Origin of the sequence: Novilysobacter selenitireducens (genome assembly GCF_020026895.1) — a bacterium.
Taxonomy (GTDB): domain Bacteria; phylum Pseudomonadota; class Gammaproteobacteria; order Xanthomonadales; family Xanthomonadaceae; genus Lysobacter_C; species Lysobacter_C selenitireducens.
In genome coordinates, this window is record NZ_JAINZW010000001.1 from 694,861 (window position 1) to 708,859 (window position 13,999).

Below are 13,999 nucleotides of genomic sequence, written 5' to 3' on the forward strand. Positions count from 1 at the left end.
CACCCGGATTCAGCTTTGAGACAGCGTTCACGCCCAAGCTGTTAACACTTCTCCGCTCGCCCCCTGGAACTGCCGATGAAACGACCCGTGCGCTGGCTCGCCGCGCTGCTTGCCGTCCTGATTCCATTCGCCGCGACCGCCCAGCAACAGGGCCTGGAGATCGACATCGTCGGCGGTAGCGCCGCGGCCCTGCCGATCGCCGTCGTTCCCATGCCGTACCAAGGCAGTGGCGCAGCCCCGGAGACCGACATTTCGGCGGTGGTCACCGCCGATCTCAACCGTTCCGGCCAGTTCCGCGGCCTGCCGCTGGACGACATGGTCGAGCGTCCGAGCCGGGGCAGCGAGGTCAGCTACCCGACGTGGCGCGCGCTCAACCAGGACTACCTGGTGGTGGGCCGGGTCGCCGACGCCGGCTCCGGCAGCTACCGGGTCGAGTACGAGCTGTTCGACGTCGCCACCCAGCAGCGCCTGCTCGGATTCGCACTGACCGCGCGCAGCAACGCGATGCGCGACGTCGCGCACCAGATCGCCGACGCCATCTACGAGAAGATCCTCGGCGTGCCGGGTGCCTTCTTCACGCGCATCGCCTATGTCACCGCGACCGGCGTGGGGCAGGGCAGCCAGTACGCGCTGATGGTGGCCGACTCGGACGGCTACAACCCGCAGACGGTGGTGCGCTCGTCCGAGCCGCTGCTGTCGCCGTCGTGGAGCCCCGACGGCAACCGCCTGGCCTACGTCAGCTTCGAGGGCGGCAGCTCGTCGATCTACATCCAGAACATCGCCTCGGGCAGCCGTGAGCAGATCGCGCGCTTCCGTGGCATCAACGGCGCACCAGCGTTCTCGCCCGACGGCCGACGGCTGGCGCTGACGCTGTCGCGCAGCGGCAACCCGGAGATCTACGTGATGGACCTGGGCAGCCGCGCGCTGAACCAGCTGACCAACCATTTCGGCATCGACACCGAGCCGTCCTGGAGCGCCGACGGCGGCTCGATCTACTTCACCTCCGACCGCGGCGGCAATCCGCAGATCTACCGCGTGTCCGCCAGCGGCGGCAGCGCCAGCCGGGTCACGTTCCAGGGCAGCTACAACGCCAGTGCCAGCGTGTCCTACGACGACAAGAAGATCGCCACGGCGCAGGGTGCCGGCAACAACTACCGCATCGCGCTGATGGACAGCAGCCTGGGATCGGCGCGCTGGAGCACGCTCTCGCCGGGTTCGCTGGACGAGTCGCCGAGCTTTGCGCCGAATGCCAGCATGATCCTCTATGCTGCGCGCGAAGGCGGCCGGGGCGTGCTGTACGCGGTGTCCGCCGACGGGCGTGTCCGCCAGCGCCTGGTCCTGGCCGATGGCAACGTACGCGAGCCGGCCTGGGGGCCGTACCGCACGCCACGATGACTTCCCAGCGCCGCGGGCACTCCAGGTGCCTGCGGCGCCTTGCCGATTGCAGTTGATCCCGCAATAAGCAGTACCCACCCCGAAACGCACGCTTACGCAAAAGACAAGGAAATCGCCATGAACCGTTCCGTCCGCCTCATCGCCGCCGCCGCGCTCTGCACCCTCGCGGTCGCCTGTTCCAAGAAGGTCAAGGAAGAGCCGGTGGTCGACACCACCCCGACCGCGCCGGTGACCGATACCGCTACCACGCCGGGCGCGTACACGCCGGAAGACCTCAACACCGACGCCTGCCTGCGCCAGCGCACGATCTACTTCGACCTGGACCAGGACACGCTGCGTCCGGAGTTCCAGGCCATCGTCGGCTGCCACGCCAAGTACCTGCGTGACCGTCCGTCCTCGCGCATGACGCTGGAAGGCCACGCCGACGAGCGCGGCAGCCGCGAGTACAACATGGGCCTGGCCGAGCGTCGCGGCAACTCGGCATCGTCGGCCATCCAGGCCAACGGCGGCTCGGGCAGCCAGATCATGGTGACCAGCTACGGCGAAGAGCGCCCGACCTGCACCGCGTCGAGCGAGGATTGCTGGGCCAAGAACCGCCGCGTCGAGATCATCTACACCGCGCAGTGAGGCGGAAGCCGATGATGACCAGGACGCGACGTATCGCCTTGGTGTCTGCAACGGTTGCGGCGGCCCTCGTGGCCGCCGCACCCGTGTGGGCCCAGCGCGCCAGCCTGGCCGACCGTGTCGCGCTGCTCGAGCAGCGCGCCGCGGACAACCAGGCCAACGTGCAGTTGTTGAACCAGGTGAACCTGCTCAAGACCGAAGTGACGACGCTGCGTTCGCAGGTCGAAGAGTTGCAGCACACCCTCGACCAGTTGCGGCAGACCTCCCGCAGCCAGTACCTCGACCTGGACGGGCGCCTCAACCGGCTCGAGGGCGGCGCGCCCGCCAGCCCGCCGATCGATGCCGCACCCGTGTTGGATGCATCGCCGGATGTCGGCAGCGCGTCTATTCCCGATAGTTCGGCCCCCGCCGCGGGGTCGGCGCCGGCGGTTGCGGCGGAAGACCGCCCGCCGTCGGTGTACGGCGATCGCGGCACGCTGGCACTGGGCGAAGGTGAGCGGGAGGCCTACGACGCCGCGTTCGACGCGTTGAAGTCGGGCCAGTACGCCGAGTCGGCACGGCTGTTCCAGGCGTTCCTCGGCCGCTACCCGGGTGGCAGCTACGCACCCAATGCCCTGTACTGGTTGGGCGAGAGTTATTACGTCACCCAGAACTACCCGCTGGCGCAGGAGCAGTTCCAGGCGCTGCTGGACCGGTATCCCACGCACGACAAGGCGCCCGGTGCCCTGCTGAAGGTCGGCCTGAGCCAGTACGGCCTGCAGGACCTGGACGGTGCCGAACGCACCCTGCAGGACGTCGTTTCGCGGTATCCCGGCAGCGACGCTGCGCGCACTGCCGCCGACCGCCTTGGCGCGATCCAGCTGGGGCGCCTGCGCTGAGATGGCGTGCCCGACCGGCAGCGTGCCGGCCGGCTGGGGGTAAAATAGCGGGATGTCCGCCGTTCCCCACGCTGCGGCCGCGTCGCCCGAGCGGCTGCGGCTGACCGAGATATTCCTGTCGCTCCAGGGCGAAGCCCGCAGCATCGGCTGGCCGACCGTGTTCGTGCGCCTGACCGGCTGCCCGCTGCGGTGCCAGTACTGCGACACGGCGTATGCGTTCCACGGCGGCGACTGGTGGACGTTCGATGCGATCCTCGAGGAAGTCGCGCGCCACGGCGCCCGCCATGTCTGCGTGACCGGTGGCGAGCCGCTGGCGCAGAAGCGCTGCGTCGCACTGCTGGCGCGCCTGTGCGACGCCGGTTACGAGGTGTCGCTGGAGACCTCCGGCGCCATCGACATCGGCGAGGTGGACCCGCGGGTGTCGCGCGTGCTCGACATCAAGACGCCTGCCTCCGGCGAGGTCGGGCGCAACCTGTGGTCCAACCTGCCGCTCCTGACCCCGCACGACCAGGTCAAGTTCGTCATCTGCGACCGGGCCGATTACGAGTGGTCGAAGGGTGTGCTGGCCGAGCACCGCCTGGCCGCGACCTGCGACGTGCTGTTCTCGCCCAGCTTCGGCCAGGTGTCGCCCCGTGAACTGGCCGACTGGATCGTGGAGGACCGGCTGCCCGTCCGCTTCCAGGTGCAACTGCACAAGCTGCTGTGGGACGACGCGCCGGGGCGGTGACACGGGCCCGTACGCGCCAGTCCGTTGGCAACGCAATTCGCTGCCTGCGCAGCAAAAGCACACACGAACGCTCGCGCCATGCGCCGAAGCTCGCCCCGACCGATTGATTGACGAGACACCGATGTCCAACCGCATGCCGAATCCAACGCCGTCCGCGGCCACCTCGAAGCCCGCCGTCGTCCTGGTATCGGGCGGCATGGACTCGGCGGTCGTGATGGCCATAGCGCGCGAGCAGGGTTTTGCCGTCAATGCGCTCAGCGTGCGCTACGGCCAGCGCCACACATCCGAGCTGGACGCGGCCGCAACGCTGGCTCGTACGCTCGGCGCCGTGGCGCACAAGACAGTCAACGTCGACCTGCGCAGCATCGGGGGCTCGGCGCTGACCGACGACATCGATGTGCCGCTGGACCAGGCCGGGGGCACCCATATCCCCGTCACTTACGTCCCAGCGCGCAACACCATCATGCTGTCGGTCGCCTTGGGGTGGGCCGAAGTGCTCGGCGCCGCGGACATCTTCTGCGGTGTCAACGCGGTGGATTACTCCGGCTATCCGGACTGCCGCCCGGAGTTCATCGAAGCGTTCGAACGGCTCGCCAACCTGGCCACCAAGGCCGGCGTGGAAGGTGCCGGCATCCGCATCCACGCGCCGTTGCAGCACATGAGCAAGGCCGACATCGTCCGCGAAGGGGTGCGGCTGGGCGTGGACTTCGCCGACACGGTGTCGTGCTACAAGGCCGACGAAGAAGGGCGGGGGTGTGGTCATTGCGATGCATGCCGGTTGCGTGCCGAGGGCTTCAAGGGCGCCGGCGCCATCGATCCCACCCGATACCGCTGAGCGACCGCGCATCGTCCAAAAGCGACACGGAGATGCACCGCTCGGGAGGCCTTTGAAGCGCGTCCGGAAGTTGGATGCCGGGCTGGGCGAACCTATGTCGCTTTCATGTGTGCAAGTCGACGACCATTCGCTGCAGGCCTTCCAACCTGGACGCGAGTTGCCGCAAGCGCGACCGCATCAGCATGTCGCTGGCAATGCACAGGGGCACGATCAGAAGTGGACTGTAGACGAGTGCGGGCGGTATCTGGAGCGCCCCCCACGACATCCGGGCGAGTACGAACACGCAGAGTGCGAGACCTGCGAGCCAGGTCAGCGTACGGTTGACCTGCCAGAATCGGATCGATGCGCGCGTCGTACCCATTGCGGCCCGAAGCATGCCTTCGGTGCTCTGATCGCCCATCTTCCATGCTGCTCGACGGCTCACTGCCGTCCAGACGGCAAGTGCGCAGGCCGTGAGCAGAAGGACGGCCACCACGGCTCCGGCCAGACTGGTCATCCTTCCCTGCCAGGCGAGCATTGCCGCCACCAGTATTCCCGATAGGGCGGCGGCGTTTTCCACCCACCACAGCAGCCTGTGTCGCCGAAGGCGGCGCTGGAGAGCCTGCAGCGTGGAAGGATCGATTGCCGTACGCACGGGTTGGGAGCTCCAGGTCTCCCGCAGTTCCTGCCATTGTGAGGATTCAGGGTCGTGTCGCTTCATGGTCCTGGCCCATGTAGTGGCGAAGCGCGCGGCGCGCGCGGCTCATTCGCTGGTTGGCCGAGTCCGGCTCGATCATCAGCGCGTGGGCGATTTCAACGAGGGTGAAGCCCTCCAGCGAGAGCACCACGACCTGCCGTTGCCCGAGCGGAAGTTGCCGAACCGCATCGAGCAGGGACTGTCTGGACTGGTGTGTCTGCGCATGTTCGCTGGGACCCGATCCGGGGTCGATCAACGATTCCTCGAGTTCCGTCTCGACCCGTCGCGCATGCCGGCCGACGTGGTCCGCACCACAGTTGTGGGCGATGCGAGCCACGTACCCCTTGATCGGCGCATCGCCCCGCCACCGCGGCAAGGCCCGCCACAGTGCCACGCTGATGTCCTGCAAAAGATCCTGCTGAAGGGCGGGGTCGCGTTCGTAGGCGGCTGCGGTACGGGCGAGCATCGGCCCAAACCCGGTTAGGACGTCCTCAAAGGACGTGATCGCGGGGGGCATGCACGGTCCTGTAGATCGCATATGTCGAGCAAAGTCCGAACGGAAGCAGCACCAGCAGCAACTCGGGGACACGCGGGACGTACACGACCATTGCGAACTGCAGCACCGTGAAAAGTGAGACAGGCACCCAGTGCGCGAACGCGGTCCCCACGCTTGCCCGGATGGCCTCCCGCAGCGGCCGGCCCTCGAGCACCACGATCGGCAGGACGAACATCAGAAGGGCCCCTGGTAGCAGGCCCGAGGCGAATACCCAGCCCAGCGTCTCCCCCGACATGGTGATCGCCTGGTGCTGCCCGGTTGCCAGCACGGCGGCCTGCGACGGGCCAGCGAACAGGCCGCAGACCGCTAGCTGAAACGCGAACACCGCCAATCCCAGCAGCGCGACCCCGAGCACGCCGCGGCAGGCTGCCGCCAACGTGCGGATGTGTCGAAGTGGTTCGCCGGCACCGGTACGCGCGATCGCGTCGGCTACGAGCAAGGCCCAGCCACTCGCGATGGTCACCAACACTTTTGACGCGGCTACACCGCCATACGGCACCAGTTGCACCAGTCCCTCCAGCACAACCGGCACGAACGCTACGCTGCTCAGGCGCAATGGCGCACGCGCCCACAAGCGAAGTGCGAGGCCGAGCCAGGACAGGGCGGACGTGGAAGACGGCGAGAGGGCAGCACTGAACGTCGACATGGGAACTCCGGCCAGGTAAGGACACCACTTGAGTCCCCCGGGTCGGGAAAAACCTGACATGCGGCTATGGCCCTTACAGAACGGCCATTTGCGCACGCATGCTCTGGGCCTGGCGACGGGAAATCTCGCACTTGGCCCCGGACTCCATCGTGGCTACAAGGCCGCCGCCCACGTCGGACTCGACATCGCGGATGGCATCGATCCGCACGATCTCCGCCCTGTTGGCACGCATGAAGTACTTGGGATTCAAGCGCTTCTCCAGGCGCGCGATGGTGCCCACCAGCAGCGCAGCGCCCAAGCGGCAATGGGCGGCCACATAGTTGCCGACGCTTTCGAAGCGTTCGATCTCGCCGAGGCGGATGACACGGCTTACGTCGTTGAACTTCAGCATTATCGCGAAGTCCATGGGGAGGTGTTCCACCGCCGGGCGCTCGCTGGCGGTGAGGCGCGACACTGCACGGGCCAGCGCGGCAGGCGACACCGGCTTCATCAGGTAGTCGACCGCATTGACCTCGAATGCGTCGGCCGCGAACGCACTGTGGGCGGTGCAGAACACGACGCGCATCTCCCCGGCCAGCGCACGGGCGAAGGCCACCCCCGACTCCCCCGGCATTTCCACGTCCAGGAATAGCGCGTCGGGTCTGAGCTTCTCGACGGCGGCGGAGGCTTCCTCCGCATCCGTGGCTTCTCCGACCACTGCGACCGCAGGATGGGCCCGTAACATTCGCCGAAGCTCCACGCGCGCTATCCGCTCGTCATCCACCAGCAGTGCTCGAATCATTCGGGGATCTCCATCCGCAGGTGGAATGTGTCTCGTTCCTTCCACTGATCCATCTTGGCCGCTCCATTCGTGCTCAGGAGCAGGCGCTCGCGCAGGTTTTTCAGGCCAATGCCGGTGCTCTCTGCAGCACTCGGCAAGGCGTAGGAGTTGGCAACCTCCAGGACACAGCCGTGGATGCCGCGGCGGGCGCTGATGCGGATCCAGCCCGGTTCCCGGTTCGGCGTGATCCCGTGCTTGACCGCGTTCTCCACCGCGGTGAGCACCGTCAGCGTCGGCAGGATGAAGTGTTCGCACTCCTCCGGCACATCGAACGTGAAAGACAGGCGCGGCTCCAGCCGCGCCAGTTCGATCTCGAGGTAGTCGCGCGCCATGCGGCACTCGTCGCGCAGGGACTGGTGGGTCTCCTCATGCAGCCCGAGTTGGACGCGCAGCAGGTCCGACAGGCGGGTGATGAGCTGGGCCGCACGATCGCGGTCCTCGTACATCAGGCCACGAATGGAATTGAACGCGTTGAAGAGAAAGTGCGGCCCCATCTGGCGGGTCAACTGCCACAGGCGCGCGTGCTTCACCTGTCGACTGAGCTCGCGTCGTGCTTCGATCGCTTTCCACCCCAGGTAAACCGCGACCCAAAGCATGTAAGCCGCCATCGCATTGATCAGTTGCATGGCGAACAATTGCCAGCCGACCAGTGCAACGCCGAACTGGGCCGCGCCCGTGTTGAACGTGATCTCCTGGACAGGCCGTTGCTTCGGGGAGAGGGATGCCAGTAGATCGCCCGCCAGCACGGTGGCCGCCGCCGAGGCGAGCAGTGCCGCTGCAAGAAGGGCCCAGGCCCGCAAAGTGGGACGGCGATGCACCAGGGTGCCCAGCAGTAGAGGCCGGACCAGCAAGTGCGTCATCAGCAGGAGCATCACGGCGTCGAGCACCGCGCCGGCCAGCATGCTGCCGTGTCCACTGGTTCCACCACTCATATGCGCGGCTGACCGCAACACCTGGACGGTCAGGAAAACCGACCCCAGGGCGTTGATCGCCTGCAGTGACCAATAGAAACGGGACGCATGGGTGATAGTCCGAAGCCATTGGCGCCAGTGGTGCCAGGCAGGTCCGTCGGGTGGATCTGAAGCGCGCCCCCCTTGGCCGAGCGTGCCAAGCGCCACTTCGTTCATCGCCGTTCCCTGAGATGAGACGGGCCGATCGTGCCCGGCCCACGGGGTCCTGTCCAGCGCCCACCCCGGCTTTCGACCGTTCGGCGTGTTTTTGGACCATTCGAGCCCGGGTGGCCACAAATGACCCATGGTGCGCGGCAGGTTACGCCTGCCCCAAGACAGGACGCACACGTGGACACGACGCTTTCTCCCGGCCAAGCACTGGTCACCATCTTCACCGAGCCCCGCCGGGTCTTCGATTCCATCCCCCGCCGCTCCATGGCCTACCTGCCTGTGCTGCTCGCGCTCGCCGGCCATGTCGCCATTTGGGTCTGGTACTACCAGGTCGTCGACATCGCCTGGTTGCAGGACCGCCTCATCGCACAGCATGCGGACGTGACGGACAGCGCCTCACGGCAGGCGGCGGCATCGGTGCTGTCGCGTGGAGGACTGTTGGCGATGTCGGTCGCCAGTGCGCTCGTGGTGACGCCGCTTGTCTTGGCGATCCTGGCCGTCTATTTCCTTGTTGCAGGGAAGGTGTTGGGGCAGGGACGCCCATACGGCCAGTGGTTTGGTTTCGTGGCCTGGGGCACCGCCCCCGCGCTGCTGCTCGTGCCTGTCATGGCGCTGCAGATCCTCTTCAGCGGCAATGGGCAGGTTGCGCCGGACGCACTCAACCCGCTCTCGCTCAATGCGCTGGTGATCGGTCTGGAAGCCAGCTCGACATGGCACGGCTTGGCCAGCAGCCTGAACCTGACCACCCTGTGGACCGTCGGCCTGCTGGCATTTGGCCTGCAACTCTGGACGCGGCGCGGCTGGGCACAGGCCATCACAACCGCAATGCTGCCATTCGTCGTGGTGTACGGCGCATGGGCGCTGAAGATCGTCGTGGCGGGCTGACCATGAAGACCCGCGCGCTTGGAATCCTTGCAGTCGCGACACTGGTGTCGGTGCCGGTCCTGGCCCACTGGGGTGCGGGCGAAGACGGCAAGGTCGTGGACGTCGAGCAGGTGCAGAGTCGCCAGGTCCGCGCGTCGATCCTGACGTCGGGGACCCTGGTCTACGAGCAGCAGGCCATGCTGTCGCCCGAAGTGATCGGACGGGTGCGGCAGGTCAAGGTGCGCGAGGGCGACCGGGTCGAGGAGGGCCAGGTGCTGCTGGTGCTCGACGACGAGATGCTGCATGCGGAGGTCGACCAGCAACAGGCCGTCGTGGCACAACAGGGCATTGCAATCGAGCGCCAGCGCGTCGAACTGCAAGCAGCCAAGCGCCAGGCCGAGCGCATGGCCCAGCTGTTCAAATCCCAACTGATCGACGCGCGCCATTACGAGCAGGAGCAGCAAGCCGCACAACTTGCGGAGATTGGCCTGCGTACCGCGCAGGAGTCTCTCGGACAGTCCCGGGCACAACTGCAGCAGTCCCGCCAGCGGCTTGCAAAGGCAACGATCCGCGCGCCCATGTCGGGTGTGGTGGTGGCCATCTCGATCAAGGAAGGTGAGACGGCGGTTCCCAGCGCATCCGGGATTGCGGGCTCGAGCCTCATCACCATCGCCGACCCCACAACGCTCACCACCGAAGTCCACGTCGACGAGGCGGACATCCCGCGCGTGCGGCTCGGCCAAGCCGCAGCCGTCTTCGCGGCCGGGAATCCGGACGCACCCGTACAGGCGAAAGTCGCCCATATCGCACTCACCCCGCGTACGGCGCTGCCGGGAGCGCCAGGCTCCGGGCGCAGCTACACGGTGCGCCTGCGCTTCGACGAGGACAGCAGGCTTACGCTGCGGCCGGGCATGTCATGCCGTGCCGAGATCTACACCCAGACCGCCTCCGATGTCGTCGCCGTGCCGCTACAGGCAGTGCTTAGCAACAATTCGGAGTCTGCCGACCCGATGGCGGAGGACGCGGGCCAGAGCTACGTGTACGTGGTTGAACAAGGCCAGGCGCTGAAGCGCGTCGTGGAAACCGGCCTGGCCGACGACCAGTTCCAGCAGGTTCGCGTTGGCCTGGAGAAAGGCGAGCAGATCGTGACCGGCCCATACAAGCAACTGCGCTACCTGCGCAATGGCGACGGCGTCCGTTCCATCCAGGCTGACGCTCGGTGAGCCCCGTCCAGCAACCACTGCTGGAGCTCAGGGCCATCCGGAAGGCATACCGGATGGGAAGCGAGACGGTCGTCGCGCTCGATGACGTCAACCTCCAGATCCATCGCGGGCAGTCTGTCGCATTCGTGGGGTCGTCCGGCGCCGGCAAGTCGACGCTGCTCAATATCCTGGGTTGCCTCGACCGCCCCGACTCGGGCTCCTATCGCCTCAATGGGCGACGCATCGACGCCCTCAGTGAGAATGACCTCGCGCTGGTACGCAACCGCGAGATCGGCTTCGTGTTCCAGAACTTCCAGCTGCTACCGCGCGTGAGCGCACTGCATAACGTCGCCCAGCCGCTGGTGTACCGGCCGATGAAACCGGCGGAACGGTTCGAGCTCGCCCGACGTGCCCTGGCTCGTGTCGGACTGGCCGACCGGGGCCACCACCTTCCCACCCAGCTGTCCGGCGGCCAACGCCAGCGCGTCGCCATCGCACGGGCATTGTGCGGCCAGCCCTCCATCCTGCTGGCCGACGAGCCTACGGGAAACCTCGACTCGAAAACCGGCGAGGCGATCCTGCGCCTGTTCGACGAACTGGTGGCCGATGGCCACACCGTGCTGATGGTCACCCACGAGTCGGAGGTCGCCGACCGCTGCCAGCGCGTGCTCCGGCTGTCGGATGGACGGCTCGTGTCGGAAAAGTGCAACGGCGGAGACCTCCATGCGCGCGTTGCTTGATGTGGCCGGAGAGGCCGTGGGTAGCATTCGCGCCCACGGTTTCAGGAGCATCCTCACCACGCTCGGCATCGTCATCGGCGTGGCGGCGGTGATCGCCGTTGTCTCCGTCATGTCCGGCCTGTCGCGCTCGATCACGCAGAAGTTCTCCGGCCTGGGTGGCGACAGCCTGACTGTCCGCTCGCACACCCCTCTGGAGCTATCGATGCAGGGTCGGCGGAACCGGCTATCGCTGCGCGACTACGAGTTCATCGTCCAGCACGTCGACGAGATCCGGGATGTATCGCCCATGTTCATGGCGGTCAGCGATTTCGGTGCGGACGTGGCGGTTCGGGGCAAGAAGACATTCACGCGCATCCTTGCCACCACGGAGGGCTACCAGGATGCAAGACAGCTGTTCCCCCGCGTCGGGCGGTTCATCACTGGCCATGACAACCGGTCACGCCGCCGCATCTGTGTAATCGGCGAGAAGGTGCGGGACGCGCTTGACCTGCCGAACGACCCTACCGGCCGCTTCATCACCATCGCAGGCGAGCCTTTCCTCGTCGTAGGAGTAATGGAGCCGCGCGGCGAGATATTCGGGTTCAGCCAGGACGACTTCGTATTGATTCCCTTCAAGACGGGCCTCGCGATCGGCGACCTGGCCGAGCCGGATGTCAGCATCACGCTCAAGGTCGACTCACTGGATCGCGTCGAGCAGGCCGCCGAGCGCATCACCGCGCTGCTTCGCCAGCTGCACCGGCTCAAGCCTGGCCAGGCGAATGACTTCAAGGTCCAGACGGCCGAGGAGTTGAACGAGTCATTCTCCGAAATCGTGCAGATGACCGGTGTCGTACTGGCCGCGATGGTGAGCGTATCGCTACTCGTGGGCGGGATCGGAATCATGAACATCATGCTGGTGTCGGTCACCGAGCGGACCCGCGAGATCGGCATCGCCAAGGCCTTGGGCGCCACACCTGCGCGGATCATGCAGCAGTTCCTGCTCGAGGCGGCGCTGCTCTCGCTGGCCGGTGGCGTGGTCGGCGTCGTCCTGGGTTACGCGATCGGACTCCTCGTGAGCTCGGTACTGCCCGGCGTCGGTTCGGCCGTCGTTCCATGGTGGGCCGTCGGCCTTAGCTTTGCATTCGCCACCGTGGTCGGACTCGTGTTCGGGCTGTTACCAGCAGCCAAGGCCGCGCGCATGGATCCCATTACCGCACTCAGGCACGAATGACGCGCAGGACGCGCTGATCGGTGCCCGCAAGCTGGGGCACCAAACGGAAAGCGGCAACAGGACGCCGCGAGGAAGCAGTGATGCATGGACGCAGCAGTACCTGTAGTACCCGTAGTACCAACCATCAACCAAGGAGAAGTACATGAACATCAGTCAGATCCCGTCGCTGGAAATGGAAGTGGGCATGCCCAGCTCGCGCACGCAGAACAGCCTGCTCGAGCCGGTCACCCTGGCCATCCTGATCGCCATCGCCGTTCTCGACCCGCAGTGAGGCCCGACATGAACATCAACAGCATCCCCACCCTGGATTTCGACGTCGCGGTGGTCGGCTCGGAAACGCAGGACTCCACCGTCGGTGGTGTCTGCGTGATCGTCGGTGTCGTCGCCGGCGTGATGATCAACCAGCAGACCCACGAAGCCTCCATCGGCTGACCCCGCAGGCCGGGCAACCGGAGCCCGGCCGGCGCATCACAAGGACTTGAACATGAAAACGATCTCCATCGCGGCAGTTCCGTGCTTGGACATGGACGTCGGCGTCGTCGGCACCGAGGTCCAGGACTCCACTGTCGGTGGTGTGTGCGTGGCCGTCGGCATCATCGCCGGCGTGTTCATCAACACCAACACCGAAGTGGCGCCTTCCTGATGCCGCTGCGGGGCGGCTTTGCCGCCCCGCTTCTACCAGGCTCGTGACGATACCCCTCGCAAACTCCACCATCACAAGGACGATAACGTGGAAAACAGCCAGTTCTTCCTGTCGCAGTACGCCAACAATCCCGACGAGCAGGCGAAGTTCTTCGGCGCCGCGCGAGCCGCAAGCGAGCGCCACGCGGAGCTCGCTGAAATCGCATTCATCAAGTCTTCGATCGGCGCGATGGTCGATCCGACCTTCGATGACATGCTGCCGTACTTCAGCCGGCTGCTCGCATCCGACGCCATTGCCGCTTTCTTCAGCACGGAGGTGGACTGCTCGATGGGCAGCGCCATCCACCAGGCGCAGGGCCAGAGCATCGACAACGAGGCGATGACCGGCCTCCAGTTCATCGACACCGACCATTTCGCGGTGGCCACCGTGGTAGCCGACCCGACGTCGGTGGCATTCAAGAAGCATCGCAACAAGTCCAAGCCGAGCTCGATCATGATGACGCCCAAGGACCTGCTGGTACGTTTCATCAAGGGTGGTGGTGCCGTGGTGACCGTCTATACCTGCGACGAGATCACCGATGAAAACCCCGCGACGCCGGACACCGGTTGCCGGGTGCTGCGCACGTTCCGCGTGCAGGATGGCGACCAGCTCGTACTGCGAGCCGGGCGCGACTCGTTCACGTTCGAGTCCGCCGAGACAGTGGTCTGTTTCGCCCAGGCCTATGCCAAGCATTCCAATGCTTCGGTCATGCCCGAGTTCGATTCGTCCAGCCATCGGCTGATCGGCCTGTCCGCCACCAACGACAAGGCATCGCGCATCCAGATGATGGCGACGATCCTGCGCCTGTTCGGCCACGGCGAGGCGTTCGACGCCTGCCTGCCGTTCGTCGGCCACGCCGACTACTTCGTGCGCTGGTATGTCATGCGCGAGCTCTTGGCCATCAATGCCGAGCGCGCATGGCCGCTGGTGGAGGAGATGGCCCGGCACGATCCGAACCCCGACGTACGCCGCACCGCGCAGCGCACGCTCGATCAGTTCCAACCCCTACTCGCCGCCTGACAC

The 13,999-nt window shown here is 66.2% G+C and carries 18 protein-coding genes; 13 read left to right on the plus strand and 5 right to left on the minus strand.

The features are described 5' to 3' along the window. Nucleotides 1-75: 75 nt before the first annotated feature. The 5 genes from tolB to queC all read left to right on the plus strand — a co-directional run bounded on the left by tolB (nt 76) and on the right by queC (nt 4,459). Nucleotides 76-1,395 carry a Tol-Pal system beta propeller repeat protein TolB gene (gene tolB, locus K6753_RS03100; RefSeq protein ID WP_223674705.1) on the plus strand — a complete coding sequence of 440 codons (1,320 nt, stop codon included), beginning with the start codon at nt 76-78 and terminating at the stop codon, nt 1,393-1,395. Between the two features lie 117 nt (nt 1,396-1,512). Continuing rightward, nucleotides 1,513-2,022 carry a peptidoglycan-associated lipoprotein Pal gene (pal, locus tag K6753_RS03105; RefSeq protein ID WP_223674706.1) on the plus strand — a complete coding sequence of 170 codons (510 nt, stop codon included), beginning with the start codon at nt 1,513-1,515 and terminating at the stop codon, nt 2,020-2,022. Between the two features lie 14 nt (nt 2,023-2,036). Continuing rightward, nucleotides 2,037-2,897 (plus strand): tol-pal system protein YbgF, encoded by an 861-nt coding sequence (gene ybgF / locus K6753_RS03110; protein WP_223674707.1) that lies wholly within the window; start codon nt 2,037-2,039, stop codon nt 2,895-2,897. A 52-nt stretch (nt 2,898-2,949) separates the two neighbouring features. Further along, complete coding sequence (queE, locus tag K6753_RS03115) at nt 2,950-3,624, plus strand: 7-carboxy-7-deazaguanine synthase QueE (protein ID WP_223674708.1); 675 nt, start codon at nt 2,950-2,952, stop codon at nt 3,622-3,624. 133 nt (nt 3,625-3,757) lie between these two features. Next, a complete protein-coding gene (gene queC / locus K6753_RS03120) occupies nt 3,758-4,459 on the plus strand; it encodes a 7-cyano-7-deazaguanine synthase QueC (RefSeq protein WP_223674851.1) in 702 nt (233 codons plus the stop codon). Between the two features lie 103 nt (nt 4,460-4,562). On the opposite strand, the gene K6753_RS03125 is transcribed toward queC, so the two are convergent. The 5 genes from K6753_RS03125 to K6753_RS03145 all read right to left on the minus strand — a co-directional run bounded on the left by K6753_RS03125 (nt 4,563) and on the right by K6753_RS03145 (nt 8,284). Beyond that, complete coding sequence (locus tag K6753_RS03125) at nt 4,563-5,159, minus strand: hypothetical protein (RefSeq protein ID WP_223674709.1); 597 nt, start codon at nt 5,157-5,159, stop codon at nt 4,563-4,565. Beyond that, nucleotides 5,140-5,601, minus strand: a complete 462-nt coding sequence (locus tag K6753_RS03130; protein WP_255591139.1) for an RNA polymerase sigma factor — start codon at nt 5,599-5,601, stop codon at nt 5,140-5,142. The genes K6753_RS03125 and K6753_RS03130 overlap by 20 nt, the downstream gene beginning before the upstream one ends. Before the next feature lie 25 nt (nt 5,602-5,626). Continuing rightward, on the minus strand, nt 5,627-6,337 hold the full coding sequence (locus K6753_RS03135) for a hypothetical protein (protein WP_223674711.1): 711 nt from the start codon (nt 6,335-6,337) through the stop codon (nt 5,627-5,629). A gap of 73 nt (nt 6,338-6,410) precedes the next feature. After that, nucleotides 6,411-7,118, minus strand: coding sequence for a LytR/AlgR family response regulator transcription factor (locus K6753_RS03140; RefSeq protein ID WP_223674712.1), 708 nt, complete (start codon nt 7,116-7,118; stop codon nt 6,411-6,413). Beyond that, nucleotides 7,115-8,284, minus strand: coding sequence for a sensor histidine kinase (locus K6753_RS03145; protein WP_223674713.1), 1,170 nt, complete (start codon nt 8,282-8,284; stop codon nt 7,115-7,117). The genes K6753_RS03140 and K6753_RS03145 overlap by 4 nt, the downstream gene beginning before the upstream one ends. 171 nt (nt 8,285-8,455) lie before the next feature. Between K6753_RS03145 and K6753_RS03150 the strand changes: the two genes are divergently transcribed. The 8 genes from K6753_RS03150 to K6753_RS14735 all read left to right on the plus strand — a co-directional run bounded on the left by K6753_RS03150 (nt 8,456) and on the right by K6753_RS14735 (nt 13,996). After that, nucleotides 8,456-9,163: a YIP1 family protein gene (locus K6753_RS03150; RefSeq protein WP_223674714.1), complete on the plus strand. Its 708-nt coding sequence runs from the start codon at nt 8,456-8,458 to the stop codon at nt 9,161-9,163. After that, nucleotides 9,133-10,365 (plus strand): efflux RND transporter periplasmic adaptor subunit, encoded by a 1,233-nt coding sequence (locus K6753_RS03155; RefSeq protein ID WP_223674715.1) that lies wholly within the window; start codon nt 9,133-9,135, stop codon nt 10,363-10,365. Before K6753_RS03150 ends, K6753_RS03155 begins: the two co-directional genes overlap by 31 nt. A gap of 53 nt (nt 10,366-10,418) precedes the next feature. Beyond that, the gene (locus K6753_RS03160) at nt 10,419-11,084 is read left to right on the plus strand and encodes an ABC transporter ATP-binding protein (RefSeq protein ID WP_223674716.1); all 666 of its coding nucleotides are present in this window, start codon (nt 10,419-10,421) and stop codon (nt 11,082-11,084) included. Further along, nucleotides 11,068-12,294, plus strand: coding sequence for an ABC transporter permease (locus tag K6753_RS03165; protein WP_223674717.1), 1,227 nt, complete (start codon nt 11,068-11,070; stop codon nt 12,292-12,294). Before K6753_RS03160 ends, K6753_RS03165 begins: the two co-directional genes overlap by 17 nt. Nucleotides 12,295-12,436: 142 nt before the next feature. Beyond that, on the plus strand, nt 12,437-12,565 hold the full coding sequence (locus K6753_RS14630; RefSeq protein WP_255591141.1) for a hypothetical protein: 129 nt from the start codon (nt 12,437-12,439) through the stop codon (nt 12,563-12,565). A gap of 8 nt (nt 12,566-12,573) precedes the next feature. Further along, nucleotides 12,574-12,726 carry a hypothetical protein gene (locus K6753_RS03170; protein ID WP_223674718.1) on the plus strand — a complete coding sequence of 51 codons (153 nt, stop codon included), beginning with the start codon at nt 12,574-12,576 and terminating at the stop codon, nt 12,724-12,726. Between the two features lie 52 nt (nt 12,727-12,778). Beyond that, complete coding sequence (locus tag K6753_RS03175) at nt 12,779-12,937, plus strand: hypothetical protein (RefSeq protein ID WP_223674719.1); 159 nt, start codon at nt 12,779-12,781, stop codon at nt 12,935-12,937. An 87-nt stretch (nt 12,938-13,024) separates the two neighbouring features. Next, nucleotides 13,025-13,996 carry a HEAT repeat domain-containing protein gene (locus K6753_RS14735; protein WP_223674720.1) on the plus strand — a complete coding sequence of 324 codons (972 nt, stop codon included), beginning with the start codon at nt 13,025-13,027 and terminating at the stop codon, nt 13,994-13,996. Nucleotides 13,997-13,999: the final 3 nt, after the last annotated feature.

What these genes read in the sequence shown, in the direction of transcription:
- tolB (WP_223674705.1), top strand. Translation starts at nt 76, where the DNA reads ATGAAACGACCCGTGCGCTGGCTCGCCGCGCTGCTTGCCGTCCTGATT.
- pal (WP_223674706.1), top strand. Translation starts at nt 1,513, where the DNA reads ATGAACCGTTCCGTCCGCCTCATCGCCGCCGCCGCGCTCTGCACCCTC.
- ybgF (WP_223674707.1), top strand. Translation starts at nt 2,037, where the DNA reads ATGACCAGGACGCGACGTATCGCCTTGGTGTCTGCAACGGTTGCGGCG.
- queE (WP_223674708.1), top strand. Translation starts at nt 2,950, where the DNA reads ATGTCCGCCGTTCCCCACGCTGCGGCCGCGTCGCCCGAGCGGCTGCGG.
- queC (WP_223674851.1), top strand. Translation starts at nt 3,758, where the DNA reads ATGCCGAATCCAACGCCGTCCGCGGCCACCTCGAAGCCCGCCGTCGTC.
- K6753_RS03125 (WP_223674709.1), bottom strand. Translation starts at nt 5,159, where the DNA reads ATGAAGCGACACGACCCTGAATCCTCACAATGGCAGGAACTGCGGGAG.
- K6753_RS03130 (WP_255591139.1), bottom strand. Translation starts at nt 5,601, where the DNA reads ATGCTCGCCCGTACCGCAGCCGCCTACGAACGCGACCCCGCCCTTCAG.
- K6753_RS03135 (WP_223674711.1), bottom strand. Translation starts at nt 6,337, where the DNA reads ATGTCGACGTTCAGTGCTGCCCTCTCGCCGTCTTCCACGTCCGCCCTG.
- K6753_RS03140 (WP_223674712.1), bottom strand. Translation starts at nt 7,118, where the DNA reads ATGATTCGAGCACTGCTGGTGGATGACGAGCGGATAGCGCGCGTGGAG.
- K6753_RS03145 (WP_223674713.1), bottom strand. Translation starts at nt 8,284, where the DNA reads ATGAACGAAGTGGCGCTTGGCACGCTCGGCCAAGGGGGGCGCGCTTCA.
- K6753_RS03155 (WP_223674715.1), top strand. Translation starts at nt 9,133, where the DNA reads ATGGGCGCTGAAGATCGTCGTGGCGGGCTGACCATGAAGACCCGCGCG.
- K6753_RS03160 (WP_223674716.1), top strand. Translation starts at nt 10,419, where the DNA reads ATGGGAAGCGAGACGGTCGTCGCGCTCGATGACGTCAACCTCCAGATC.
- K6753_RS03165 (WP_223674717.1), top strand. Translation starts at nt 11,068, where the DNA reads ATGCGCGCGTTGCTTGATGTGGCCGGAGAGGCCGTGGGTAGCATTCGC.
- K6753_RS14630 (WP_255591141.1), top strand. Translation starts at nt 12,437, where the DNA reads ATGAACATCAGTCAGATCCCGTCGCTGGAAATGGAAGTGGGCATGCCC.
- K6753_RS03170 (WP_223674718.1), top strand. Translation starts at nt 12,574, where the DNA reads ATGAACATCAACAGCATCCCCACCCTGGATTTCGACGTCGCGGTGGTC.
- K6753_RS03175 (WP_223674719.1), top strand. Translation starts at nt 12,779, where the DNA reads ATGAAAACGATCTCCATCGCGGCAGTTCCGTGCTTGGACATGGACGTC.